The 23,263-nt window shown below is 33.6% G+C and carries 35 protein-coding genes and 1 pseudogene; 30 read left to right on the top strand and 6 right to left on the bottom strand.

Annotated features, from left to right (window positions below; genetic code table 11):
• The first annotated feature begins 152 nt into the window (after positions 1-152).
• The 12 genes from BUC25_RS01010 to BUC25_RS00955 all read left to right on the top strand — a co-directional run bounded on the left by BUC25_RS01010 (position 153) and on the right by BUC25_RS00955 (position 8,143).
• Entirely contained in the window at positions 153-914 is a 762-nt protein-coding gene (locus tag BUC25_RS01010) for a class I SAM-dependent methyltransferase (protein ID WP_073198827.1), read from the top strand.
• A 19-nt stretch (positions 915-933) separates the two neighbouring features.
• Entirely contained in the window at positions 934-1,656 is a 723-nt protein-coding gene (locus BUC25_RS01005) for a class I SAM-dependent methyltransferase (protein ID WP_073198825.1), read from the top strand.
• On the top strand, positions 1,643-2,398 hold the full coding sequence (locus tag BUC25_RS01000) for a GNAT family N-acetyltransferase (protein WP_073198823.1): 756 nt from the start codon (positions 1,643-1,645) through the stop codon (positions 2,396-2,398). The genes BUC25_RS01005 and BUC25_RS01000 overlap by 14 nt, the downstream gene beginning before the upstream one ends.
• Before the next feature lie 29 nt (positions 2,399-2,427).
• The gene (locus BUC25_RS00995) at positions 2,428-2,982 is read left to right on the top strand and encodes an ATP-binding protein (RefSeq protein ID WP_073198821.1); all 555 of its coding nucleotides are present in this window, start codon (positions 2,428-2,430) and stop codon (positions 2,980-2,982) included.
• A gap of 22 nt (positions 2,983-3,004) precedes the next feature.
• Complete coding sequence (locus BUC25_RS19805; protein ID WP_084543306.1) at positions 3,005-3,442, top strand: DUF4181 domain-containing protein; 438 nt, start codon at positions 3,005-3,007, stop codon at positions 3,440-3,442.
• A 14-nt stretch (positions 3,443-3,456) separates the two neighbouring features.
• Positions 3,457-3,867 carry a GNAT family N-acetyltransferase gene (locus tag BUC25_RS00985; protein ID WP_244535099.1) on the top strand — a complete coding sequence of 137 codons (411 nt, stop codon included), beginning with the start codon at positions 3,457-3,459 and terminating at the stop codon, positions 3,865-3,867.
• 79 nt (positions 3,868-3,946) lie between these two features.
• Positions 3,947-4,360, top strand: coding sequence for a DUF4181 domain-containing protein (locus BUC25_RS00980; protein WP_084543305.1), 414 nt, complete (start codon positions 3,947-3,949; stop codon positions 4,358-4,360).
• A gap of 129 nt (positions 4,361-4,489) precedes the next feature.
• Positions 4,490-4,906, top strand: coding sequence for a FosM family fosfomycin resistance protein (gene fosM, locus BUC25_RS00975; protein ID WP_073200385.1), 417 nt, complete (start codon positions 4,490-4,492; stop codon positions 4,904-4,906).
• Positions 4,907-4,923: 17 nt separating this feature from the next.
• Complete coding sequence (locus tag BUC25_RS00970) at positions 4,924-5,598, top strand: HAD family hydrolase (RefSeq protein ID WP_073198814.1); 675 nt, start codon at positions 4,924-4,926, stop codon at positions 5,596-5,598.
• A gap of 17 nt (positions 5,599-5,615) precedes the next feature.
• On the top strand, positions 5,616-6,509 hold the full coding sequence (locus BUC25_RS00965) for a PhzF family phenazine biosynthesis protein (protein WP_073198813.1): 894 nt from the start codon (positions 5,616-5,618) through the stop codon (positions 6,507-6,509).
• Between the two features lie 120 nt (positions 6,510-6,629).
• Positions 6,630-7,502: an AraC family transcriptional regulator gene (locus BUC25_RS00960; RefSeq protein WP_073198811.1), complete on the top strand. Its 873-nt coding sequence runs from the start codon at positions 6,630-6,632 to the stop codon at positions 7,500-7,502.
• Between the two features lie 248 nt (positions 7,503-7,750).
• The gene (locus BUC25_RS00955; protein WP_073198809.1) at positions 7,751-8,143 is read left to right on the top strand and encodes a hypothetical protein; all 393 of its coding nucleotides are present in this window, start codon (positions 7,751-7,753) and stop codon (positions 8,141-8,143) included.
• Positions 8,144-8,162: 19 nt separating this feature from the next.
• Here BUC25_RS00955 and BUC25_RS00950 read toward each other — a convergent pair whose 3' ends face one another.
• The 3 genes from BUC25_RS00950 to tlp form a co-directional block, all read right to left on the bottom strand.
• A complete protein-coding gene (locus BUC25_RS00950; protein ID WP_073198807.1) occupies positions 8,163-8,618 on the bottom strand; it encodes an SRPBCC family protein in 456 nt (151 codons plus the stop codon).
• A 76-nt stretch (positions 8,619-8,694) separates the two neighbouring features.
• Positions 8,695-9,207, bottom strand: a complete 513-nt coding sequence (locus BUC25_RS00945) for an HAD-IIIA family hydrolase (RefSeq protein WP_073198805.1) — start codon at positions 9,205-9,207, stop codon at positions 8,695-8,697.
• A gap of 853 nt (positions 9,208-10,060) precedes the next feature.
• Positions 10,061-10,288, bottom strand: a complete 228-nt coding sequence (tlp, locus tag BUC25_RS00940; RefSeq protein ID WP_073198803.1) for a small acid-soluble spore protein Tlp — start codon at positions 10,286-10,288, stop codon at positions 10,061-10,063.
• A 180-nt stretch (positions 10,289-10,468) separates the two neighbouring features.
• On the opposite strand from tlp, the gene BUC25_RS00935 reads away from it, so the two are divergent.
• From BUC25_RS00935 to BUC25_RS00915, 4 genes are all read left to right on the top strand, one after another.
• Positions 10,469-11,002, top strand: coding sequence for an AAA family ATPase (locus BUC25_RS00935; protein ID WP_073198800.1), 534 nt, complete (start codon positions 10,469-10,471; stop codon positions 11,000-11,002).
• A 96-nt stretch (positions 11,003-11,098) separates the two neighbouring features.
• Positions 11,099-11,758: an HAD hydrolase-like protein gene (locus BUC25_RS00930; protein WP_073198798.1), complete on the top strand. Its 660-nt coding sequence runs from the start codon at positions 11,099-11,101 to the stop codon at positions 11,756-11,758.
• A gap of 339 nt (positions 11,759-12,097) precedes the next feature.
• On the top strand, positions 12,098-12,871 hold the full coding sequence (locus tag BUC25_RS00925; RefSeq protein WP_139251744.1) for an SDR family oxidoreductase: 774 nt from the start codon (positions 12,098-12,100) through the stop codon (positions 12,869-12,871).
• A 467-nt stretch (positions 12,872-13,338) separates the two neighbouring features.
• Complete coding sequence (locus tag BUC25_RS00915) at positions 13,339-13,767, top strand: GNAT family N-acetyltransferase (protein WP_073198795.1); 429 nt, start codon at positions 13,339-13,341, stop codon at positions 13,765-13,767.
• A gap of 208 nt (positions 13,768-13,975) precedes the next feature.
• Here BUC25_RS00915 and BUC25_RS00910 read toward each other — a convergent pair whose 3' ends face one another.
• The gene (locus tag BUC25_RS00910) at positions 13,976-14,611 is read right to left on the bottom strand and encodes an O-methyltransferase (RefSeq protein WP_073198793.1); all 636 of its coding nucleotides are present in this window, start codon (positions 14,609-14,611) and stop codon (positions 13,976-13,978) included.
• Positions 14,612-14,862: 251 nt separating this feature from the next.
• Here BUC25_RS00910 and BUC25_RS00905 point away from each other — a divergent pair, with 251 nt between their 5' ends.
• From BUC25_RS00905 to BUC25_RS00865, 9 genes are all read left to right on the top strand, one after another.
• Positions 14,863-15,324 carry a hypothetical protein gene (locus BUC25_RS00905; protein ID WP_073198792.1) on the top strand — a complete coding sequence of 154 codons (462 nt, stop codon included), beginning with the start codon at positions 14,863-14,865 and terminating at the stop codon, positions 15,322-15,324.
• A complete protein-coding gene (locus BUC25_RS00900; RefSeq protein ID WP_084543302.1) occupies positions 15,321-16,532 on the top strand; it encodes an MFS transporter in 1,212 nt (403 codons plus the stop codon). Before BUC25_RS00905 ends, BUC25_RS00900 begins: the two co-directional genes overlap by 4 nt.
• 124 nt (positions 16,533-16,656) lie before the next feature.
• Positions 16,657-16,983 carry a GNAT family N-acetyltransferase gene (locus BUC25_RS00895; protein WP_280174041.1) on the top strand — a complete coding sequence of 109 codons (327 nt, stop codon included), beginning with the start codon at positions 16,657-16,659 and terminating at the stop codon, positions 16,981-16,983.
• Between the two features lie 84 nt (positions 16,984-17,067).
• Positions 17,068-17,385: a hypothetical protein gene (locus tag BUC25_RS00890; RefSeq protein ID WP_073198790.1), complete on the top strand. Its 318-nt coding sequence runs from the start codon at positions 17,068-17,070 to the stop codon at positions 17,383-17,385.
• A gap of 59 nt (positions 17,386-17,444) precedes the next feature.
• The gene (locus tag BUC25_RS00885; RefSeq protein ID WP_073198788.1) at positions 17,445-17,906 is read left to right on the top strand and encodes a GNAT family N-acetyltransferase; all 462 of its coding nucleotides are present in this window, start codon (positions 17,445-17,447) and stop codon (positions 17,904-17,906) included.
• A gap of 24 nt (positions 17,907-17,930) precedes the next feature.
• Positions 17,931-18,377 (top strand): GNAT family N-acetyltransferase, encoded by a 447-nt coding sequence (locus tag BUC25_RS00880; protein WP_073198786.1) that lies wholly within the window; start codon positions 17,931-17,933, stop codon positions 18,375-18,377.
• 147 nt (positions 18,378-18,524) lie between these two features.
• Positions 18,525-18,947, top strand: coding sequence for a GNAT family N-acetyltransferase (locus tag BUC25_RS00875; RefSeq protein WP_073198784.1), 423 nt, complete (start codon positions 18,525-18,527; stop codon positions 18,945-18,947).
• 25 nt (positions 18,948-18,972) lie between these two features.
• On the top strand, positions 18,973-19,332 hold the full coding sequence (locus BUC25_RS00870) for a hypothetical protein (RefSeq protein WP_073198782.1): 360 nt from the start codon (positions 18,973-18,975) through the stop codon (positions 19,330-19,332).
• A gap of 40 nt (positions 19,333-19,372) precedes the next feature.
• Positions 19,373-20,110, top strand: a complete 738-nt coding sequence (locus BUC25_RS00865; RefSeq protein ID WP_073200379.1) for an RDD family protein — start codon at positions 19,373-19,375, stop codon at positions 20,108-20,110.
• A gap of 286 nt (positions 20,111-20,396) precedes the next feature.
• On the opposite strand, the gene BUC25_RS00860 is transcribed toward BUC25_RS00865, so the two are convergent.
• The gene (locus tag BUC25_RS00860; RefSeq protein WP_073198780.1) at positions 20,397-21,233 is read right to left on the bottom strand and encodes an LCP family glycopolymer transferase; all 837 of its coding nucleotides are present in this window, start codon (positions 21,231-21,233) and stop codon (positions 20,397-20,399) included.
• The gene (locus BUC25_RS00855) at positions 21,226-21,750 is read right to left on the bottom strand and encodes a sigma-70 family RNA polymerase sigma factor (protein WP_073198778.1); all 525 of its coding nucleotides are present in this window, start codon (positions 21,748-21,750) and stop codon (positions 21,226-21,228) included. The genes BUC25_RS00860 and BUC25_RS00855 overlap by 8 nt, the downstream gene beginning before the upstream one ends.
• A 164-nt stretch (positions 21,751-21,914) precedes the next feature.
• Between BUC25_RS00855 and BUC25_RS19230 the strand changes: the two genes are divergently transcribed.
• The 5 genes and pseudogenes from BUC25_RS19230 to BUC25_RS00835 all read left to right on the top strand — a co-directional run bounded on the left by BUC25_RS19230 (position 21,915) and on the right by BUC25_RS00835 (position 23,225).
• Complete coding sequence (locus BUC25_RS19230) at positions 21,915-22,052, top strand: hypothetical protein (RefSeq protein WP_170862620.1); 138 nt, start codon at positions 21,915-21,917, stop codon at positions 22,050-22,052.
• Positions 21,995-22,213 (top strand): annotated as a pseudogene (locus BUC25_RS19800) (DUF1835 domain-containing protein); the annotation flags it as partial. The gene BUC25_RS19230 and the pseudogene BUC25_RS19800, both read left to right, overlap by 58 nt.
• Positions 22,214-22,315: 102 nt before the next feature.
• Positions 22,316-22,534 (top strand): DUF3658 domain-containing protein, encoded by a 219-nt coding sequence (locus BUC25_RS19075; RefSeq protein WP_170862619.1) that lies wholly within the window; start codon positions 22,316-22,318, stop codon positions 22,532-22,534.
• The gene (locus BUC25_RS00840; RefSeq protein ID WP_073198774.1) at positions 22,535-22,765 is read left to right on the top strand and encodes a DUF3658 domain-containing protein; all 231 of its coding nucleotides are present in this window, start codon (positions 22,535-22,537) and stop codon (positions 22,763-22,765) included.
• 16 nt (positions 22,766-22,781) lie between these two features.
• Positions 22,782-23,225, top strand: a complete 444-nt coding sequence (locus BUC25_RS00835; protein ID WP_073198772.1) for an SMI1/KNR4 family protein — start codon at positions 22,782-22,784, stop codon at positions 23,223-23,225.
• Positions 23,226-23,263 lie beyond the last annotated feature (38 nt).

The raw sequence follows: 23,263 nt of genomic DNA, 5'->3' as shown, positions 1-23,263 counted from the left end.
AAATTAATTTTCTGAACCTAAACGGAAAACTTGATTAAAATTCAGGTTACTTTTTCTCCTGGATACAGGGGTTGAATAACAGGAATATAATGGTATAATCTTATGAAATCATTACTTCAATAATAGATTCCTATATTGAAAGGACCACATATATGAAAAAAACAGATTATTCTGCAATAGCTGACAGGTATGATCACAATCAATTTCGTGTGGACGAAATACAACATGACAAAGATCTAAAAAACTACTTAAACAATTACCACCAACAAGAATACCAAGTATTAGATTTATCATGTGGAACAGGGAATTATTTAGTAAAGCAACATCACTTTTTAAAAGATCTCCCTATTAAGTGGTTTGGACTTGATGCCTCTGAAGAAATGTTGAGAATCGCAAAAGAAAAGAATGGACACGTAACATTTGACCATGCCAATGCAGAAAAGATGCCATATCATTCAGAAATGTTTGATTTTATTATTAATAACTACGCCTTTCATCATTACCTGGATAAAAATCAAGTGATTGACGAGGTCTACCGTATAATGAAAAAAGAAGCTGTATTTAAAATGCATAATATTGCTATCCACCAAATGCCCAAATGGTGGGTGTATCATTACTTTCCATCTGCTTATACTGAAGATGCTCAACGTTTTTTGGAAAAAGATATGATTTATCATGAACTGAAAACAAGGGGATTCGAAGTGAAAATGCACATTCATTATAGAATGGAAGAAATAAAAGTAGTCGACTATCTCAAATTAGCTGAAAATCGCGATATATCTGTTCTTACCCTTATCAGTGATCAAGATTATCAAGAAGGTTTAGAAAAAATGAAATTTGATCTTAATAAAAACCGTGGGAAAACCATTATAAATGATTTTGCTGAAATGTTCTGTTTAGCAGGAAAATACTAATCCCCTGGAGGTGAGCGTTATGACTATACCTGAACAAAACAAAAAATTAGATCTTAATCGTATCGTCTATATCGGCAGAACCTTTGATGAGTATATCGACATGTTTTCTCTGTCCGGTGATTTTCTAAAAGAAAAAAGGGTCCTGGATTGTCCAGCTGGGGCGTGTTCCTTTACTGCCATTGGCAACAAAAAAGGATACGATATTACTGCCTTCGATATTGCCTATTATTATGATGTGGAAGAGTTGAAAGATAAGGGGCTTCAGGATATCGAACATGCAATGGAGAGTATAAGCAACGTACGAGAAAATTACAAATGGGAATATTTCAAAGACATAGAGTCCCTCAGGGAACACCGTTTAAGTGCTTTACTTGATTGCACGAATGATAGAAGAAAAGCAAAAGAAAATTATATTCCAGTTACTTTACCTAAATTACCATTTGAGGATAACTCTTTTGACGTCCTATTATCTGCACACTTCCTATTCATGTATGCTGATCGTCTAGACTATCAGTTTCATATCAATACTTTATATGAATTACTAAGAGTAACAAAAGGCCAAATTCGTATTTTCCCATTAGTAGATTTAGAAGGAAATACGTACAAATATCTTGATAAAATCTTGCACTATTTAGAAGAAATCGGCTGTACGACTGATATAGTGCAAGTACCATACGAGTTTCAGGTGCATGCAGATTCGATGTTGATCATTTCGAAGGGAATGGAAAATGACAAATTATAATATTATACAAAAAATCGAGGAGTTATCTATGAATGCCCTTCCATCTCTGCAAACAAGCCTTTTGGACGGATGGATCTTACGTTTTTCCGATGGGTATACCAAAAGAGCAAATTCAGTTAATCCATTTTATTCTTCAACAGAAAACATCGATAAGAAAATAAAGAAAGTAGAACAGATCTATCAAAAGAAAAACCTACCAGTTATCTTTAAACTAACTTCAAACGTCTCTCCTCATGATTTAGATAACACACTAGAAAAAGCCCGATATTATCGTGATGGATTAACAAGTGTACAATTACTCGCACTTGATAACATTCAACAAGTACCTTCCAAAGCTTATCTTACATTTCAAGATAGATTATCAGATCAATTGTTTGCTGCATTTTGCAAGTTCAATCACATAGACGAATCCGCTCAAACCACTATAAAGACAATGCTTATGAGTATTATTCCAAAAGTTTGCTATGTCATGTTGTTAAGTGGTAATAATGAAACAATAGCGTGTGGAATAGGAGTTTTAGAAGAAGATTACATAGGATTATTCGATATCGTCACGAATGAAAAATTTCGAAGAAAAGGATTTGGTGAACAATTAATCGCTTCTATTTTAAAGTGGGGTAAAAACAATGGAGCGAAATATGCCTATCTTCAAGTTGTAAATGATAACTATCCTGCTCGGAACCTTTATCAAAAATTAGGTTTTAAAGAGTCTTATCAATATTGGTATCGAATTAAAAGGTGATTGCATTTAAGTTGAACGGGGGAGCCATAATGAAAAATAAAATTCACATTTTAGGCGCATCCGGATCCGGCACATCAACACTGGGTGCTGCACTTTCTAAAGAATTACCACATACTTATCTTGATACAGATGATTATTTCTGGATAAACAAATTTACAGAACAACGACCAGTTCCCGAAAGAAGGAAAATGTTAAATAATGATCTATTAAATTATGGAAATTGGATTTTATCTGGATCTGTCTGTAAGTGGGGGGATAACTTCAAACCTTACTTCGATTTAGTTGTGTTTCTGTGGATTCCAGAAGAGATCAGACTTGAAAGATTAAAGGTAAGAGAATATGAGAGATACGGAGAAGAAGTATTATATGGTGGCAGCAATTATAATCAATCAAAAAAATTTCTGGAGTGGGCGTCTCTATATGATCACGCCGGAATGGAAGTCAGGAGTAAAAAATTACATGAACATTGGATGCAAGATTTGCCTTGTCCGGTATTAAGGTTAGAAGGAGACTATTCAGTTGAAGAGCGTGTGAATCGTGTTTTAGAGTATTTGGGTTCTAAGGGAAGTAAATCCAGAAATTAATTTGAACTGATATATCAAGGAGATGTCAATGATGTACGGTGTGTATCCATATTTTATACTTCAACTTATAGTTACTATTACTGTAATCATTGCTTTGTGGTGTTCTATCACTTATTTGCTGAGAAAATGGCTCAATATCAGTAAGGAAAGCTTACTCTCTAATCATCAGTTAAACAATGAATATAACCACATAAATTGGTCTATTCGTATCCTATTTCTATTAATTATGATCACAGGCTTTGTCATAAACTTGGAAAGAGATCCATTTGAAAGATTTAAGTTTTTAGAGCCATTTTTTTTATTATTCATATATCTACTAGTAAGTCAGATCACGGGAGCGTTTATCCAGTGGAAATATATTGGGAATAGAAATGTCGCCATCTATATATTAAGTCGTTTATTTCTAGTCATAGCTTTCATTATTTCTTTTATCATCACTAATGCATGGGGATTATTTTAGAAGGAGGAGACCAAGTGGAATTAATCTATAAATCTACTGTCCCAAATAAAGAAGAATTTTATTTTCTATATGAGACAACTGGCTGGAACTTGAATAATGCTTATAGCAAAGAAGATCTGTTCACTGCAATCACTAACAGTTGGTACTTAATTTCCGTATATAAAAAAGAAACACTAATAGGATTTGGTCGCATCATTTCAGATGGTGTATATCAAACATTCATTGTAGATATGATCGTTCATCCGAGCTATCAAGGGAAGGGTATTGGATCAAAAATTATGTCTTTACTTATTGAAAAATGTACATCCAGTGGCATAAAATGGATACAACTATCTTGTGCAAAAGGAAAAAAGGATTTCTATAAACGGTTTGATTATAAAGAACGATCACCAGATGCTCCTGGTATGCAAAAATTTATTCGGTAGGTTGAAAATTAACACAACATTGTATATTTAAATCCCTTAAACGACGAAAGGATGAAGTTTTATCTATCATATTGGTTCAATGTTCTGGTTAAAGCTCTTACTATTAATATTCCTTTTTGTCTTTTTCCAGAAAACATTTGAGATTATGATGAGGAAGCGGCTGCAAGTAGAAAAAAGAAATATTTTTTCTTATAATCATGTGAACAAAAAACACGAGTGGGTGGATTGGACAATACGCATCATATTTTGTTTAATAATGTTATTTCTTTTTGCCTTACGTGTTGCTTACTATCCTCATGAAGGAGACTGGGGTGAAGAATTATTTTCTATCTCCATAGCGTTTGTTATCGTATCAGAAATGGCTCGAGCTATGATGGAATGGAAATACAAAGAAAATAAAAATGAAGCAATCTTCACCATCAGTCAACTTGCCTTTGGCCTAATATTACTAAGCACTTTATTATTAACAAATGGGTGGGGGTTATTTGGATAAAATAGCATCTATGATTCTACTATAAGTTTTTCAGTCGGTTGCACTTTTCCAGAAAAAAGATGAAGTAGTTAATAATGATATTAAAAAACGGATATAAAAAATTAAAAGGAGGTAAGTAAGTTGCCTACTATTAAAGGTTTAAACCATTTTCTTTTTTCTGTTTCTGATTTAGAAAAGTCTATTGAATTCTATAAAAATGTTTTCGATGCTAGGTTATTAGTAAGAGGAAACAATACAGCATACTTTGACTTGAACGGTATGTGGCTAGCGCTAAATGTTGAAGAAACTATTCCTCGAGAAGAAATTAAACATTCTTATACCCACATCGCTTTTACTGTAGAAGAAAAAGAAGTGGACGCTCTCTATAAGAAACTGGAGGAATTAAACGTCAATCTCCTCACTGGACGACCTCGACATGAAAAAGATAAATACTCGATTTATTTCACAGATCCGGATGGTCACAAATTTGAATTTCACACCGGTACTTTACAAGATAGAATCGAATTCTACAAAAAAGAAAAGCCATATATGGAATTTTATGATTGAGAAAGTTGGGGAAGACCTTGATCTTTTTTGATATTGATGGAACATTATTAGATCATGAGCAAGCAGAAAAATTGGCTGCTCTTGAGTTCTATAATGCATGTTCAAGTGATATTAAATGCAATAACAGAGACGAATTTTTAGTTGAATGGTATACATTATCCGTTAAATATTACCAAGAATATTTAGAAAAGAAATTATCTTTTCAGGAGCAGAGAAGAATGCGAATGAAAGATGTATGGCGATTTCCCATCAAGAACGAAGAAGCAGATGATTTATTTATAGAATACATAATTAGCTATAAAAGAAATTGGTTCACCTTCCTTGATGTGGTCCCATGCTTGCAGCGTTTGAAAGGTTCCAATCAAAAAATAGGAATAATAAGTAATGGTGAACATCAACAACAGCTAGAAAAATTAAATCAAATGGATATAAGCAGCTACTTTGATGTTGTGGTTACCTCAGATTCAACTGGAGTGGCCAAACCAGACAAATCAATTTTTTTAGAAGCTTGTAAAAAGGCAAAATGTAAACCAGAAGAAAGTTATTATATAGGTGATAGGATAGAAACAGATGCTCTTGCAAGTAAACATGCAGGGATGAAGGGTATTTGGTTGAATCGAAAGAATAGCTCAACGCATTCTGAGGTGTCGGTGATACATAGCTTGAATGGTTTTAGAATAGAGAGATTTTAAATTGGAGGAGAGAGTGTGTGAAATCTATTAAGGTGTACCAATATGATGCTTTTAGTACCATCCCCAATAAAGGGAATCCAGCTGGAGTAGTGTTAGATGGTGAGAATCTTACCGATGCTGAAATGCAAAATATTGCGTATCAAGTTGGATTTAATGAGACTGCTTTTCCAATTAAATCTGAAGTAGCAGATATTAGAATACGTTATTTTACACCAGGACATGAAATGAATTTATGTGGTCATGCAACTGTTGCCACTCTTTATGCTATGAAAACAAATGGATTATTAGACGATAAAACAGAAATGACAATTGAAACAAAAGCTGGCATCTTACCTATTAAAATTAATACAACTGACGAAAATGAAATCTCAATAACGATGCAGCAAGCTTCTCCAAAATTTGAAGAGTTCAACGGCTCAAGAGAACAACTTGCAGCCTCAATTGGCCTTAACGTCTCGGATTTAGAAAAGGATTGGCCTATTGTCTATGGAACTACAGGTACATGGACATTGCTTATTCCAATTAAAAAGTTAGAAGCTTTTACAAGAATGAAGCCTAATAACAAATTATTTCCCCAAATTTTAAGTGAAATACCTAAATCGTCTATCCATCCCTTTTGCATGGAAACGATTGATTCGAATTCCGATATGCATGCACGCCATTTCTCTTCTCCCTACTCAGGAACAATTGAGGATGCGGTAACAGGTACTGCTTCAGGTGTAATGGCGGCTTATTATATGACATATCTAGAAAAAGATAAGAAGGAATCTCTAAAACTGACTGTGGAGCAAGGGCAAGAGATGGAGAAAGATGGAAGAGTTCTTGTTAGTATTCAAGAAAATGAAGCGTCGTATAAGGTTGAGATAACTGGTAGTGCGGTGTTTGTACGTAAGTGGGAAGTACACATTTAATTGAGAGCTGGTACTACTCCATATGGACTGCTTTTTCTTTGTTACCGACATCTCTGTACACAAATTATCGGATGATCATCTTTAATACCTGCTATTGTTTTAAATAGAGGAGGTCAGAAAATGGATGGCTTAAAAGAAATGAATCGAGCTATGAATTATATCGAAGAAAATTTGACGAATAACATTGATTTTAAAGAAGTTGCAAGAATAGCACTTTGTTCTGAGTATCATTTTAAGCGAATGTTTTCTTTTCTTGCAGGTGTCACCTTGTCGGAATATATTCGCCGCAGAAGACTTACACTAGCAGCATTTGAACTGAATAATGACAAATCAAAAGTGATCGATATTGCTATTAAATATGGCTATCAATCACCGGATTCATTTACACGAGCGTTTCAAATGCTACATGGTATTACACCTACAGAAGCGAGAACTAAAGGTGCAAAGCTCAAATCCTATCCTAAAATGACCTTCCAACTAACGATTGAAGGAGGACATGAGATGAATTATCGAATTGAAGAAAAAGAAGCCTTTCATATAGTTGGCTTAATGAAAAGAGTGCCGATTGTTTTTGAAGGGGAAAATTCTGAGATTACTGAAATGTGGAAGTCTCTTAATGTAGAAAAAATTAATCAATTGAAAGAGTTATCGAACACTACCCCAAATGGGTTGATTCAAGCATCCACTAATTTTTCTGAAGGCCGGATGGAGGAAAAAGGAGAGCTTGATCATTATATTGGGGTAGCGACGACAAAAGAGGCACCTCATAATTGGACTTCCCTTAAAGTAGCTGCATCAACTTGGGCTGTTTTTGAAGTAGTCGGGCCATTCCCAGAAACATTACAACAAGCTTGGGGTAGAATCTATTCTGAATGGTTTCCTTCCATTAATTATCAACTTTCTCAAGGACCAGAAATATTATGGAATGAAAACAATGATTTTGATTCGCCTAATTTTAGAAGTGAGATATGGATACCGGTAGAGAAGAAATAAGAAAAGGTAAACTCTTAAATAACTGGATTGAGAATTATAAAGTAGTTCATCTATGGAAATAAAACATATTTTGAACTACTTTAATTAATTATTAAAAAGTGTGTGATGTGCAAGGAAAAATATGTGTAACCAAACAAAGAACGTTATCGTCTAAAATTAATAAGTTGGCTTTGTATTTTTAGATGATTTTCAAGTTGTTTGCCCATAAAATAGCTAATCATAAGAATTTTGACAGTTAGGAGGATTTTATGAAACGGTTAAGCACTATTATTATAGTATCCCTTTTATTTCTTACCGCTTGTAGTTATGCTGAAATGATAGATGAGAAGGTGGCGGGTGAGGAGGTTACAAACCAGCAAAACGAGCAAGAAATTGAGTATGCATTAACTAAAATAATTGGCTCACCATCAGCGTCGTCTAATCCTAATGATTATGTCAAAGCACATCCCGAGGAATTTGCTTATATCGTAGGACAAGGAGAATTAGCATTGGGTTATTTTTTGAGCGAATTCAAAAAAACTTCAACAGATGGGTTAAGGGAGTACGTGATGGCTCTAGCATGCACTGAAATCTTAGGTAGTTTAAATCCAATTGAGAATTGGGAGACAGGAAGAGCATGGTATAACAGTTATAAACAATGATACTTATGTTTTGAAGAAACTATTTTTCAGTTTCTGCCACTTTTTTAAGTTCTTCCGCACGGGAAATTATAAACTCTCTCATATATTTTTCTAAAAACAATTTGTCAGCAATTAAACCAATCATGCCAAATGGTGACTTGTACTCAAATGTATCTGTCATGAGAGTCCCATCCTGTTCTTCTGAAAACTGATGGTGATGAGTAAATGAATGAAAAGCGCCTTTGATCATAATGTCAACAAACTCACGAGGTTTTTTCATATAGATTACTTTAGCGGTTAGCTGTTGTCTAACAGCAAAATGAGTAGCTTCCCACGTAACCGTATCTCCTTCTTCTAATAAACCTTGCGTAACACCACCAACCGCTTTTTCTTTCGTCTTTGCTGTGGTTTTCGTATGAACATCCACGTTTCTTGCTAGGTCAAAACACTTATCTATAGGTGCATGGATGAATTGACTGTGTTGGATAACTGGCATTCAAAATTTCCCCTCTTTTAGGATAGTGAAAGTTTCTAGAAAGTTTATTTCTATTCCGTAGCTTAAAAGCAAAAAGTCAGACATAGTTTGCTAAATCATGTATATTGATTAATTCAACTATTTTGTTATTCTTATAATCCGCTCCAATTCCTATTCCAAAACCACTAATATCCATATTAATTGCTAATTCTATATCTACTGCCGAATCGCCAACCATAAAAGATTCGATTAAATTTATGTTTGGGTATTTATTTATTGCTTGTTGAATCATTCCGATTTTAGGTTTTATACAAGGACAGTTTTCACTTTTGGCATGAGGGCAATAAAAAACATCAAGCACTTCAATGTTATGATGGTTTAGCTCATTAATCATTTGTTTCGTTATAGAATGATATTGGTTTACTGTGATATACCCCTCGTTAATAATGTATTGATTGGTTATAATAATAATTTTGTAACCCATACTAGTGACTTGTTTTAAAGTCTCTATGGCCCCATCTAAAAATACAGGATGTTTAATATTTGACCACTGTGGATCCGTATAATCTCCTATAATAGTCCCATCCCTATCAAAAAATGCAACTTTCATAATACTGCACCCCTTTTAAAAAAGAGATTACTTATTACCTGATATCGTCCCAAACGCATCCAGAGAGCCATTATTAAAAAGATTTACCTCTGAATAAGCATTATCTATCTTTATTGCGTAAAAAAGCTCGTGTTCCAATGATGAGTTTGAGTAATCAGATGTCTCATCGCTCTTATATAACAAGTTTAATGTGTCAACCTTTTCTTCAACTTCAAAGTCAATAAAATGAAGAGCATTCTCACCTTCGACAACATTTGATCCATTTAAATAGACAAAAATAGCGTCATTATGATGATCAAAATAGAGGTGAGCACCATTTTGTTGTTTGACATCTTCAAAGAATGCTCGGATATCCTTGTTAAGACTACCTTTACTGGCTTCGGAGAAAGACTAAGATGATTCTGTACTACACCCCGTTAATAATAAAACACCTAACATTAGTAACCATATATTTTTCAATGTAATTCTCCTCAACATGTTTTTTTAGCCGAATAAATGGATGATCAGAGCATTAAAATCGCTATTTTTCATAATGCAGTTTATTTAGATTGTAAATATTTTTATCATGAAGGTGGGGATAAACGAATACTAACTTTCTGTGGTTTAACTCCCACTAATTGAAGTCTCACTTTATACATATATTAACATAACATTGTAATAAATGAATTGTTTATTATAGAAACGATTTCTGTTGAAAATTTTCCGCGCAAAAAAAGTATACAGAAATAATTCCGTATACTTACCTGTTGATTTTAAACTAATTAGAAATTCAACATAACCTATTTAAAATTCTGCCCATAAGACGTAATCTTACGGACAGAATTTTAAAATATGCAGGAAAGGGCCTTGAAAGTTACTGTTGATCACGTGCCTCGTCTTTTATTTCATCTCTCATACCCGAAATGGCTTCTTCTCTACGGCGATTTTTCGCTTCAATTTTTTCCTTTTCTTCTGGTGAAGCAAACTGCATAGTATCATGAGCTGCTTCAATATTTTCGATTGTGTCCTGTACTTTGTGTTGTAATTTTTCCACATTGTCTGATCTGTCATCTGGGTTAGGTTGGTTATTACGTTTTACCATTTGTATTCCTCCTCAAGTTATAATTATTTCTAGTATGACTATATTTATGGAAATTATGTATGATTCATCCCATATGTATTTAGTGTCTTTTTGGAATAACATGTTAGTATAAAAGGGGAAAGGTATTATTCATAAAGGACAATTTTGCTATCACATGTCCTGAATGACGGAGGATTCTTTATGGGAAATCAGAATAGCGTTTATATTATATCCGGTCCAGCAGGTGTTGGAAAATCGACTATTTCGCAACAATTGGTGAAGCAATTGCAACAAAGTGCTTATATTTCAGGTGATGATATAAGCCACATGCACGTTAATGGTCGACAAAAGCCGTGGGAAAGCCAAGAAGAAATCAACTTAATTTGGTCAAATATTTTAAGTCTCACTAAAAATTTTCTTCTTTTTAAAAATGATGTAGTGATTGATTATGTCACTTTTCCATCTGAAGCAAATTGGCTAAAAGAAACTTTAACCGATATGAATGTCACTGTTCATTATATTGTGTTGTGGGCGAATCAAGATATATTACTGAAGAGAGATGCGCTAAGAATCCCCGAACATCAAATGGGCAAGAGGTGTTTAGAACTAATTCAAGAATTTGAGGATGCAGAAGTGAGTGAGGAAAATATTTTAGACACAAGTGAATTTGAGGACCATGATGTTCCATTGATAGTGAAAGAGATATTAAATACACGAAAATATATTATGGTTTAATATATCGAATAGAATGTGTGACCGCTTGTTATGCTATACGATTTTCCAGATAGAATCGTTAAGTGTATAAGGATGTTTTAAAAGGGAGAGAAAATAATGACTCAATCACTAATCTTTGATATGGATGGAACACTATTTCAAACAGATAAGATACTGGAACTATCACTGAATGATGCTTTTAGTCATTTAAGATCATTAAATAAATGGGATGAGGAAACGCCTATTGATAAGTACCGAGAAATTATAGGTGTTCCTTTACCAAAAGTATGGGAGACTTTACTACCCAATCATTCTAATGAGGAAAGAGAACAAATGGATGCTTACTTTCTAGAGAGGTTAGTGGAAAATATAAGCGAGGGGAAGGGAGCTTTATATCCTAACGTCAAGGAAGTTTTTAGCTATTTAAAAGAGAATAATAGTTCAATTTACATAGCAAGTAACGGTTTAACAGAATATTTAAAAGCGATTGTCAGTTATTATCATTTAGATGAATGGGTTACAGAAACATTTAGTATTCAACAAATTCAATCGTTAAATAAATCGGATTTGGTACAAAGTATAATAAAAAAATACTGCATCACTAATGGAGCAGTAGTTGGAGACCGACTTTCAGATATAAATGCAACTAAAGATAATGGTTTAGTTTCAATAGGATGCAACTTTGACTTTGCTCGAGAAGATGAGCTTTCTCAAGCTGATATCGTAATTGACGATTTGAATGAGCTACAAACCATATTACCCAAATTAAAAAAATAGCTTATTGAAGTAAAGAGCAGGTTACTGCAATAAAAAAATTATACCTTGAATTTAATTTTGTAACTTTTACCCTTTATTGATAAAACTAAATTAGTGGAGATATATTGGAAGGGGATAAATTCTAATGTGGATTAATTTGAATTATTAGGAGTTGGATAGTTTAATTTTCACTCTCACTAATGAGGGTTATTTAACTATCTATAATCATTCGAGGACTGCATTATTTGGCTTCAAATCCCTCTTCTTAGAGGATGGATGTCTATTAAATCTGTCTTTTTTGTGGGGAAATTATATCTCCTGTTGTTATTATTAATGCGTCCTTCATTTGGAGGGATATTTATGAAGAAATTAAAAGATAAAATTGCAATTGTTACGGGTGTAAGCCGTCTTAAAGGGATTGGAGCAGCTATATGTAAGGAGTTTGCTGAAACGGGGTATCATATCTTTTTCACCTATTGGGCGGAATATGATAAAAAGACGCCTTGGAGCATTACTTTAGATGAGCCATTGAAACTTAAAGAGGAATTATTAAAAAAAGGCGTGAAAGTATCATGTATGGAGTTAGATTTAACCCAGCATGATGCACCAGAACAACTTATAAATATAGTGATTGAAAAACTTGGCTTTCCTGATATTTTGGTGAATAACGCAGCATACTCAACTAACAACGATTTTTCTAATGTGACTGCTGAAGTATTAGATAAACATTACTTGGTAAATGTTCGTGCAACGGTACTATTGAGTGGTAAATTTGCTCAAAGGTTTGATAAGAAATCTGGTGGAAGAATAGTTAATATTACTTCAGGTCAGTTTCAAGGACCAATGCCTGGAGAATTAGCATATGCAACAACCAAGGGAGCTGTTGATGCTCTAACTATTACATTGTCGGCAGAACTTGCTCCGTTAGGTATAACAGTCAATGCAATAAATCCAGGTCCAACAGATACTGGCTGGATGACAGAGGAAATAAAAACTCAATTAAAACCGCTGTTTCCTTTCGGTAGAATAGGTGAGCCGAAAGATGTTGCAAAAACCATTAAATTTTTAGTGAGTGATGAAGCAGATTGGATTACAGGACAGATTATTCATTCAGAAGGTGGATTTAAAAGATAAACTATACAAAAGGCTCTTATCCTGGAGCCTTTTTGTAGTATTAAATATCAACATAGAAATAAGTTTGTGAAATATTGTACTTAAAGTAACGGGAGCGAAATTTGAATAACAATAGGAATCATTTTTCATGCAAATACAATACTTGCCACTTCTTGGTCCTATCCTTTCGTAGTGTGTGAGGGCTATACCTATGAGGTGTTGGATTAGGTGATGGTGAATCTATAGCATATATGTGTGACGTAAAAATTATAAAAGATACCATGTTGATAAATTCAAAAGGTGAAAGCCTCCCTTTAGATGAGATAGAAATAGGTGATGCTGTCTCAGTAGTCTTTACTAAAAGACGATTTTCAAAAGAGAAAACTAGTAGTAGAGATGTTAAGGCGACAGAGATTAAAATATTGGAACCAATAAAGTAGTTGCAATCATAAATATATAATTTAAATGAAAATGGAAGTGGGATTAAAGTGGAATTAAAAATAATGAAATCAGATTCTGAAATTATGTCAACATTCGATACAGTTAAAGAGCTTCGCCCCCAACTGGAAAAGGACTCCTATGTAGAAAAAATCAATAGACTCAACGAGGTCTACCAATATAACTTAGTTGCACTTATTGACGATAATGAAATCAAAGCTGTTGCAGGCTTTCGAATTAATGAATCCTTAGCATGGGGGAAATATTTCTATGTAGATGATCTCATTACCAAACAAGTAAGTAGAAGAAAAGGTTATGCAAATAAATTATGGGAATGGTTAATTAAACAAGCTAAAGAAAATAAATGTGAGCAATTTCATTTAGACTCTGGTGTAAATAGGCATGACGCCCATCGCTTTTATTTAAAAGGCGGACTAGATATTTCTTGCCATCATTTCCAGATGGCTATTGAATCTTAAATTAGGTCGAAGATGAAATAATTAACTTTGAACATCAAAATTGTGTCTACTTGACTGGATTATATCCTCGCTTGACGGGATAACTGCTCTGCATCACTGGATAAAACCTTTTCTTCACGGGATATGAACATTTATCCCGTGAAGAGAGCGATGTATCCTGCGAAGCCGACTCATTATCCTGTCTACAGCTTATAATCATCCATATCTTTTATTTCACTCGGGCAATCGTAATCCCATCCCCAATGGGTACAAGGATAGCATCCAATTTCGGATGATCGGCTACCAATTGGTTAAATTCCTTCATGATGTTAGTATGGCCTATTGCTTCCAACGTATCATCTGCGACAGTGCCTCGCACTAACACATTGTCCACGGCAATCACTGCATTTTTTTCAGCGATTTTGATACATGACTCTAGATAGTTCGGATAATTGCCTTTATCTGCATCAATAAAGAAGAAGTCATACCGCTTGTTTTTTTGTGCCAGAGATTCTAAACTTTCAAGTGCAGGACCTGTTAGATAAGAGACTTGTTCACCGAATCCTGCTTTCGTCAGGTTGCTTTTTGCTAAGTTTGCATACTTTTCTTCTAATTCTAAAGAGGTAAGTTGCCCTTTCTCTTGAAAACCTCTTGCCAGACAAATACCACTGTAACCCCCGAGTGCTCCAATTTCCAAAATGTTTTTTGCGTTAGCAATTGATACTAATATCGTTAGAAACTTCCCTGATGAAGGTGAGACGGATATATTAGGCATACCATTTTCTTTAATTGAATCTAATACCTCTTCAAGTAGTTGATCTTGTGGTTCAAACACAGTATCGATATAATGGTTAATTTTGTTCATAAGTTTCAGTTCCTCCTTGTTTATCTTAGTAGATTTTGTGCCATCCGATATAAAAAAATAATTGCTAGTTATAGGCGGAATGTTCAGCTCATTATATTTGGATGAAATTCCTCCAAATTTGTCATGGCAAACCTTACGTATCCTTCTAGTGTATACCAATCTATATGAATAAGACAACGATTTCACATTCCATATATTAGCAACTAATGATAAAATAAAAATAACTAATCTCCCAAAAAAGGAGTTCTATTATGCGGTCAATAATTCGATTTACTGCAGCTTCTTTGACGATAACAATAGGAATCATTCTTCATGCGAATACAATACTTGCGACTTCATGGGTCTATCCTTTCGTAGTATGGGAGGGCTATACTTATGAGGTGTTGGATGAAAAAATTAAGGATGTTGATGGGGAGGTCGGTTCAGTAACAAGATATTCAGATATGGAAACGTATTCAGGTAACTTTTCCAATGCATATAAAAAAGGCACAAAATATTATGCCATTCAAGGAATCAATACTGAAGAAGCTATTGCAGTAGAAGTAGAAGATGGTATATACAAAAAAGCAGAAAGAAGAGGTCCATTTGAAGCTGAGAAACAAGATCCATATATTTTTGTGGAAAAAATTATGGTAACTTTCTTTGTGCTAATTATAATAGCTGTATTTATTGCAATAGGTTTAACATTTAAAAAGAATAAAAACAGGGGGTGAGATGTATTCACCATCTTAAATATATATGGAGCGCCTTTTTCTTTTTAGAATTTGGGCGGTATATGTACTTTATCATTATTTCATGGATATTATATGAAATGACAAATGACGCATTATATACGGGAGCTTTAGTAAGTGTTGGTTTTATCCCGAGTTTATTAATAAATCTTCTTTTTGGGGTTATTGTTGATCGTTTTAATCGTCGCAAACTAACATTCTATGCGAGTTTGATTAGTGCTATGACGGTACTTATCATATGGATACTTATCCTAAACGAATGGTTAACTCCTATTTCTATCATACTTTCACATATGATCATACAGCTAATGGGCTCATTATTTCGTCCAGCAATTCAAGCGTTGGTTGCTGAAATTTTTGATCAAAAAAATCTGCCAAGAGTGTTCTCGCAATCTGGGTCCGCTGCCATTATTGGAGGGTTGTTAGGTGCATCATGTGGAGGGCTTATAGTAGGTGTTACGTCTGCATTTACCGCTACATCTATAGTTTTTACTTCCTTTTTATTAACAAGTTTTGCAGTGCAATTAATTAAAGAAAATAGCACGAACGATAATCGTAATCTCGTTAAAAATAATATTAGAACAGATTTGGCAGATGGCTTTGTCTATTTGAGAAATAATCTGTTTTTATTAGAGTTATTTAGTGTAATGTTTGTCGGTCAATTGGTATTCCATACAAGTATTGCTTTTCTATCGGTTTATGTAAATGAATATTTAGAGAAATCTGTTAGTGTCTATGGTTTTTTGGATGCATCTATATCTATCGGTGGCGTCATTGCGGGGATGCTTGGAGCTAGATGGTGGAACCTCAATAAACGTTACCTCTCTATCAATTCATTATTAGTCATTGCTTCTGGTTTATTATTGGTAGGCCTATCACCATATTTGGTAAGTGTCTTTTTAGGAGCTATGCTGATTGGATTAGGCACGACGTGGATTAGAGTATTACTGCAATCTGTTCAACAAATTGCTACAGATAAGGCGTATCATGGTAGAATGGCTAGCTATCGAATGATTTGTAATCAAGGTTCCGTGGTAATTAGTGCCCCCATTCTAGGGTGGGTGGCAAATACATATGGAGCTAATATGGTGTATGTAACGCTGCTTTTACCTGTAGGAGTAGCAATCCTTTTCTCAGTTAGACAACAAAAAAATAAGAAGTTTATAGCAATTACGGAAGAGTCTGTGTGAAAGAAAGGTGACGGAAATGAATATTAGAGAATTTAGATTAGCTGATGTTGAAGATATAATTCCTTTAATGAATCAATGAGGTTATCCGGCAACTTTTGATAGGCTTTATAAAAGACTTTTTAACATTCAATCATTTGCTAACTATCAAACTCTGGTAGCCGAACAAAATGGTGCAGTTGTTGGAATGATAGGTTTGTATATTCAGCATTTTTATGAATACGATGGTAGTTTCGCTCAGATTGGTGTGTTTGTTGTGGATGAAAAATATCGAGGTAAAGGTATAGGAAAAAAGCTATTAATTACGGCAGAAAAGTGGGCTGAAGAACAAGGGGCATTAAAAGTATTAATTAATAGTGGTAATCGGGATGAGAGAAAAGAGTCACACTCGTTTTATAATAAAATGGGCTACAAAGCAAAGAGTATTGGATTTTTGAAAGATATTAGAAATTGATTGTAATATTTATATTATCAATAAATAGGAGCAATGTAAGAAATGTATATTTAAGTTTATATAGATGAGTTAAAAAGAAATTTTATGCTACTAATTATTGTCGCAGTTCTGTTGTTTTTTTCTTCTGCTATATGGCTTGGTGTTCCTATTTTCTTAATAGGAAATGCAGTGAGTAAAATAGTTGGAAATTTGGTTGTAGTACACTTGTTCATTGCTTTATCAGTAGGATTTCTGTTTAGTTTGTTTTTGGTACCAATTAATATTGAAGTTGCACAAAAAATAGCAAGCATTAAGCAAATAAGGTTATGGAAAGCTTTTGTTAGGATACAAGTAGGATGGCTAATTGTAGTGGCTGTTCTTTTTGAATTTATTGTTTTGGCCATTATTTTTATGGAACTATAATATAGATCTATATTCGACTTTGAAACTATTTCTTTATATTGAAAGAGGTCGGCTAGAATATGAAAGATTATCAAATTAAGAAATTAAGGCTAGAAGACTATAATAAATGCAATAATATTTGGGATATGGAAAAGGTTCCAAAAATGGCTAGAAAGTTTTACGAGGAATTAAAGATTGGTAATAGAATTACATTTATATATGTAGAGAATAACGAGTTTATAGGTGAAGGTTCGTTAGTTTTTTATAACAATGACCCAGATTATACTATACCTGATAAACGAATATATTTATCTCGGATGATTGTTAAAAAAGAATATCGAAATCGTGGTATAGGTGGCATTATTGTTGATTATTTGCTGAGTTATGCTAAAGAACTTGGATATGAAGAAATAACACTAGGTGTAGATCTTGATAACTTAAATGCAAGACATCTTTATAAAAAGAAGGGCTTTACAACCATATTATACACTGGGGAAGATGAATTTGGTGAATATGTAAAACTGCTAAAGAAGTTAAATTAGGATATGTAAACGGGAGTTGTTTTCATGATTAGAGAAGCAAAAACAGAGGACATACCAAAAATAGTTTTATTAAAGCTTGAAATGTTTAAAGCAGCAGAAATGGAACACAAACTTCACGATGATTTTGTTGAAAAAGCAGAAAAAACATATCAGGAACTCTATCATACAGGAAAAGCAAAACACTTTTTATTGGAAAAAGACGATGAAATAATTGCTTGTGCAGGAGCATTCATTAAAGAAGATATCCCGTATTGTTTTTACAAAGATCCTCAATATGGTTTCATTGGGGATGTCTTTGTCGAAACCACCTATAGGAGAAATGGCTATGGTAGATTATTAACCAACTGTGCTATCGATTGGCTTTTAAAAATGGAAATTAAGACAATTCGTTTATTGGCAAGTGAAAATGCAAAGAAATTATATCAGGAATTAGGATTTCAAGGAACAGACGAAATGGTTCTGTACAGATAGTAAAAAGTCATATTATTATTTAAATAGATTATCGCTCATAATGTGCTTGATTACTTGGATAAGCGAGAATGAAAACAAATTATAAATATGATTTGGACATGGATTTGATAAATTATTGTTTAAATGCAAGAAAAGAAGAGGTGTATGATGAAGTTGGTTGATAGGGCTAAAATTGACGATTTAGATAAAATAGTAGACTTAGACACTGAGGTTATTGGCAATTCAAGCAGGCGAGGCTATATTGAACATTCCATTGAACGTGGGCACTGTATAATTGTGAAAAATGATTATGATATTGTAGGTTTTTTAATATACGATACAAACTTCTTTGAATGTGCTTTTATAGCCTTGGTTATTATTTCACCTTCCAACAGGCGAAATGGATATGCAAGTTTATTGATTGAATATATGGTAAGTTCATCTCCTACTACTAAAGTATTTTCTTCTACTAATCGTTCTAACATTAGTATGCAGAGAGTATTCGAAATGAATGGTTTTATTCAGAGTGGTGTTGTTGAAAACTTAGATGAAGGTGACCCGGAAATCATCTATTTTAAATCAAAACGCTAGTGCTTTAACAGGAGAGTTGAGTTTGATGGATTCGAAGAACACGTTAAGATGTCTATGTAAACAAAGAGAAACAAAAGAATTAAAAGTTGAAGGAGATTTAGGGGCAGACCCTATTTGGTGTAATCGCTGTAATTGTAATCTTGAAATAGAAGAAGTTCCGATTTCACTTGATTTAAAGTCGGAGCTAATACATTGGATGGGGAAATATGGTGAATGGATAGATTGGGACAATGATGATGAAATCGTTCCTAATGGAATAAAATTCGAAGATGAACATAATAAGCAAGGATTAGAACTAACAAATAAATTGCAAAAAGAACTAGGGGGAGATTACGTGGTTATATTTTCTCCATCTTCATTTGCGCGAAGAAATGCTTGTAAATAGCGCAAAAACGAATAGTATCAATCGAAAGGATGATAGAATTTTGGAAGAAATAAAGATTGCTTCAAGAAAAAGTAGAATATTTGCTTTTATGATAGATCATTTTGTGTTAACCATTATTGCGGTTTTTCCATTAATAATTTATCTGATGAATGCGGAAATGCAAGCTGGATTTATAGTTGCATTTGTTGGATTATGGATATTTATCTTTTTTATTTTCTTCACTATTAGAGATACTTTTAAAGGTAAAAGCCTGGGTAAGAGGATTATAGGTATAACAGTAAGGGATGCAAAAAATATAGATTCTGTACCAACTATTTCAAGGTTGTTTGTAAGGAATTTATTAGTAATCATTTGGCCAGTTGAATTTATTGTTTTGGCAACTAAGGAAAATAAGCAAAGACTTGGGGATGAGATAGCTAGAACGGTTGTAGTTAAAGAAAGAGATCTGAGTCTATGGAAACTCATTTCAGTGATTCTGTTTGTAATCATTTTTTCAATCGGAATATTAATTTCGACCATTTTACTTTTAGTAAAGAACAGTGATGCTTATGAAGCGTCTATTAACTATATTGAAAACAGTGAGGAGATCGTTGAGGAAACAGGTGGTATTGAAGGATTTGGATTTCTCCCTTCAGGTAGCGTACAAATTAGTAATGGAGAAGGGGAAACGGTATATTCGATTCGTGTAAAAGGGAAAGATGAGGATATTCTTGTTGAAGTATATTTAACTAAAGAGCCAAGTCAAGACTGGGTGGTTCAAGAAGTTTATTATGAATGATATCAAGTAATAAGATCGGTTGCTCACTATTAATTTCAAAACAAGACTTATTACCTGGCTTTTAGTTGGTATTATATGTTGTTACATATATCAATCCGTTGAGAGTAAGCTATATAGTTGTTTCAACATATCTTAAGTATTTGAGGAAATTCTATTAAAGTTAAAGGTTTTTACTCGCAAAACCTTCCAAATCAAAAGACCTTCCATATTCACCATTATATATAGTGGTGCTATGTTAAAGGTCTTTTAATATGCAAAGTAACATTGTTATTTTATCCGTGGACGCTTACTCTTCATTTAAATGCTCTAATAGTTGATTTGTAATACTCTCTAATCGTTTGTCCTCGATTTCTACGTAATACCGTTCTTCGATAAAAGTATCTTTTAGGGAATCTTTAAGTTTAATGACTTCCATTTGATAGTGGCTAGTTGCAAGATCGTCTAACAATTCACTTGGAATATCCGTCTCTTTACTCGTTTGGATTTGTTCCATCAAATGTTTAAATACTTCCTGTTCTGATAATATGTCCTCTACCGCACTTTTTTTCGATTTTTTATCAATGTAATCTGACATTTGCGAAAACTTTTCTATCGGAACAAATGAGTAGTAATCGATGGGGACTTGTAAGAATTTAGAAACAGTTAACAAACTAGCATCAGGATCTGGATAGTAGGCACCAGTGTGTAACAATTTATCTTTCATTTGTTTATTTCCTTCCGCATCATATATATCTACATATGTGGCACGAGGAAAAGACACTGCTTTTATACTTTTATCATTACGGTTAACTGTCAGAAGGATATTAACCGGATTACGATGCGGCGGGGAAGACGAATCTCTTGCCATTACTAAAGTTGAAAATGTCATATCTCCCTGTTGAGCAACCATTGAATCCGCATTGGGACTTTCATTAGCAATAAAACTAGGCAATAGTGCAATTGCTAATAGGAATGCAGCCACTGTAGCCACAATGGGTACTATACGTCGATTCGACTTTTTATCCTCCTTCATTTCTGTTTGACGGCGTATTTTTTGTATTGTTTTATCTCGATCCTCTTTGGTGAACGTTAATTCTTCGTCCTCTATATAGTAGGATAACTTTTTATCAAATTTTTCAGCCATATATATTCGCCTCCTCTATAGCCTCTTTTAATTGGTCTTTAGCTCGCCGTAATCTGGTTTTCACAGTATTTAGATTAACCTCCGTTATTTTTGTTATCTCTTCCATTGTTAGCGATTTATAATAATATAAAAAAATGACCTCTCGGTATTTCGGAGCTAATGAAAATATATGATCTCTCATTTCTTGTTTTTCCGCTTGCTTAAGAATTTGCTTTTCTGTAGAAGGTAGTACTGTGGTTACTGTTGTTTCTATAAATTCTCTGACCGATGTTTTTCGGTAATTCCAGCTTTTCAAATAATCTTTACACTGATTAATAGTAATTCGGTATAACCAGGTTTTAATAGATGAATCATATCTGAATGTCTCCAAATTTTGATAGCACTTAATAAAGGTGTTTTGCACCATGTCTTTAGCTGTTTCATGATCTTTTACATATTGAAATGCTAGACGAACTAAATCATCTCCATGTTGTATCATGATTTTTTCTAGCAATTCTTCTTTCTGTTGTTCAGTCATCACACCACTCTTCTCTTCTTGTTCTTAAATTCATCTATTTGACGGAGGCGAAATATAAATAGTTTCAAATTATATAAAAGTATATACCATTAAGTTTAATCTTTGGCTCCAATATAAAATGTCATATTATGTTAATATAACTATAATGAAAGGAGGCACATCCTATGATTCATATAGTATTTGGCGCTGCTGCAACAAATAGTTTAACATATGCCTTACAAAGTAAAAGTCATAAGGTCATTGGATTTCCAATCGATTTTCGGTTGGAGCGCTTACTAATATTCATAAAGAAAGCGGGATAGAGCATTATTTCAATTGGTTAAAATCGTCTTTTCATTTAGTCCACGACAACCTTGAGGATGATCAAAATGCTTATTGGGATTCACTACAAAAATTAGTTGAAATAGAAGCCGGAGAACAAATAACGATTTGGACGTGTGAAAATGCTTCAGAGCAAATTGGCCTTCGCATCGCTAGTTATCTATTAAAAGATAAAAATGTTGAAGTAAACTATGTAAATACTTATCACGCCATGCATGATTACATAAAAGATAAAGAAGTAAGAGTGAACATTCGTCATACAGGTGAATGTAATAGAGAACAGTTGCTTCATTTTTCTCGTAATTCCGTTTGTTCGATTACAGAGAAAATACAAAGTAATTATTCAAAAGAAGGCGAGAAACTGCTCAGTAGCAATAATCTTGCTCGTTCTTGGTTAGATGGGAAAATTGTTAATGAGAAAGAAACGAAGGATGACCGATTTATATTAGAGCATGTTCAGTGATTGCAAAGAGAAAAAAATAATGACTATATAAAAGTAGTAATCGTTATTGGTGAAGTAATCGGTCATACAGACCAAGCTTTGACTGATGTCTGGATTGAATACAGAATAAGGTCGCTTATTGGTTCCAATCAATTGGTATATGAAGGCAGTCTTCAATCCATGCAAGGGTATAAAGTAAGAGTGTCAACAGAGCGTCCAATTACCAATTACGAAACACATACATGTGACTAGAAAGAGGGTGTATTAAATGGAAGAAGGTCAAATTATCAGAAAGACTTTGAACGGATTAAAACAGAGATTAAATAGTGATAGGACCCTCACTGTACAACAAGAAGCTGGAGCTATTTTTGAACTTTCTTGTTCTTTTCATAATCAAGCAACAATTGAACAATTAGAAAACTTTCAATCTGAACATAATTGGATTTTGCCAAAGGATTATCAGGTTTTCCTTTTAGAACATAATGGAGCGAGAATCTTTGAGGATTTAGATTTATATAGTTTGGAAGAGTTGATTACCTTTAAGGATACTAACTTACCTGAGGGTTGCTTTTGTATAGCGAGTTTCCTGGATTCTCGTATCGTCATAGATTCTAGACTTTATCAAAAAGGGATTAAGGACTATTTATTTTGTTTGGATTCTATAGCTGGTTTTGAAAATGCAATAAACTTAAATGCTAACTTTGAATTGTGATTAGATCGTTTAATTATTGCGCAAGGAACAAAATATTG

The sequence above is a fragment of the Gracilibacillus kekensis genome, from assembly GCF_900143085.1.
Taxonomy (GTDB): domain Bacteria; phylum Bacillota; class Bacilli; order Bacillales; family Amphibacillaceae; genus Gracilibacillus; species Gracilibacillus kekensis.
This window is presented reverse-complemented; position numbering and strand designations above follow the sequence as displayed.

Bases quoted from the DNA above. Each gene is read 5' to 3' on its own strand.
- BUC25_RS01005 (WP_073198825.1), top strand. From the start codon at position 934: ATGACTATACCTGAACAAAACAAAAAATTAGATCTTAATCGTATCGTC.
- BUC25_RS00890 (WP_073198790.1), top strand. From the start codon at position 17,068: ATGCTACTAATTATTGTCGCAGTTCTGTTGTTTTTTTCTTCTGCTATA.
- BUC25_RS00910 (WP_073198793.1), bottom strand. From the start codon at position 14,611: ATGAACAAAATTAACCATTATATCGATACTGTGTTTGAACCACAAGAT.
- BUC25_RS00860 (WP_073198780.1), bottom strand. From the start codon at position 21,233: ATGGCTGAAAAATTTGATAAAAAGTTATCCTACTATATAGAGGACGAA.
- BUC25_RS00960 (WP_073198811.1), top strand. From the start codon at position 6,630: ATGGATGGCTTAAAAGAAATGAATCGAGCTATGAATTATATCGAAGAA.
- BUC25_RS00870 (WP_073198782.1), top strand. From the start codon at position 18,973: ATGGATTCGAAGAACACGTTAAGATGTCTATGTAAACAAAGAGAAACA.
- BUC25_RS00950 (WP_073198807.1), bottom strand. From the start codon at position 8,618: ATGCCAGTTATCCAACACAGTCAATTCATCCATGCACCTATAGATAAG.
- BUC25_RS01010 (WP_073198827.1), top strand. From the start codon at position 153: ATGAAAAAAACAGATTATTCTGCAATAGCTGACAGGTATGATCACAAT.
- BUC25_RS00945 (WP_073198805.1), bottom strand. From the start codon at position 9,207: ATGAAAGTTGCATTTTTTGATAGGGATGGGACTATTATAGGAGATTAT.
- BUC25_RS00925 (WP_139251744.1), top strand. From the start codon at position 12,098: ATGAAGAAATTAAAAGATAAAATTGCAATTGTTACGGGTGTAAGCCGT.
- BUC25_RS00880 (WP_073198786.1), top strand. From the start codon at position 17,931: ATGATTAGAGAAGCAAAAACAGAGGACATACCAAAAATAGTTTTATTA.
- BUC25_RS00930 (WP_073198798.1), top strand. From the start codon at position 11,099: ATGACTCAATCACTAATCTTTGATATGGATGGAACACTATTTCAAACA.
- BUC25_RS00855 (WP_073198778.1), bottom strand. From the start codon at position 21,750: ATGACTGAACAACAGAAAGAAGAATTGCTAGAAAAAATCATGATACAA.
- BUC25_RS00875 (WP_073198784.1), top strand. From the start codon at position 18,525: ATGAAGTTGGTTGATAGGGCTAAAATTGACGATTTAGATAAAATAGTA.
- BUC25_RS00905 (WP_073198792.1), top strand. From the start codon at position 14,863: ATGCGGTCAATAATTCGATTTACTGCAGCTTCTTTGACGATAACAATA.
- BUC25_RS00935 (WP_073198800.1), top strand. From the start codon at position 10,469: ATGGGAAATCAGAATAGCGTTTATATTATATCCGGTCCAGCAGGTGTT.
- BUC25_RS00885 (WP_073198788.1), top strand. From the start codon at position 17,445: ATGAAAGATTATCAAATTAAGAAATTAAGGCTAGAAGACTATAATAAA.
- BUC25_RS00980 (WP_084543305.1), top strand. From the start codon at position 3,947: ATGTTCTGGTTAAAGCTCTTACTATTAATATTCCTTTTTGTCTTTTTC.
- tlp (WP_073198803.1), bottom strand. From the start codon at position 10,288: ATGGTAAAACGTAATAACCAACCTAACCCAGATGACAGATCAGACAAT.
- BUC25_RS00995 (WP_073198821.1), top strand. From the start codon at position 2,428: ATGAAAAATAAAATTCACATTTTAGGCGCATCCGGATCCGGCACATCA.
- BUC25_RS19230 (WP_170862620.1), top strand. From the start codon at position 21,915: ATGATTCATATAGTATTTGGCGCTGCTGCAACAAATAGTTTAACATAT.
- BUC25_RS19805 (WP_084543306.1), top strand. From the start codon at position 3,005: ATGTCAATGATGTACGGTGTGTATCCATATTTTATACTTCAACTTATA.
- BUC25_RS01000 (WP_073198823.1), top strand. From the start codon at position 1,643: ATGACAAATTATAATATTATACAAAAAATCGAGGAGTTATCTATGAAT.
- BUC25_RS00955 (WP_073198809.1), top strand. From the start codon at position 7,751: ATGAAACGGTTAAGCACTATTATTATAGTATCCCTTTTATTTCTTACC.
- BUC25_RS00835 (WP_073198772.1), top strand. From the start codon at position 22,782: ATGGAAGAAGGTCAAATTATCAGAAAGACTTTGAACGGATTAAAACAG.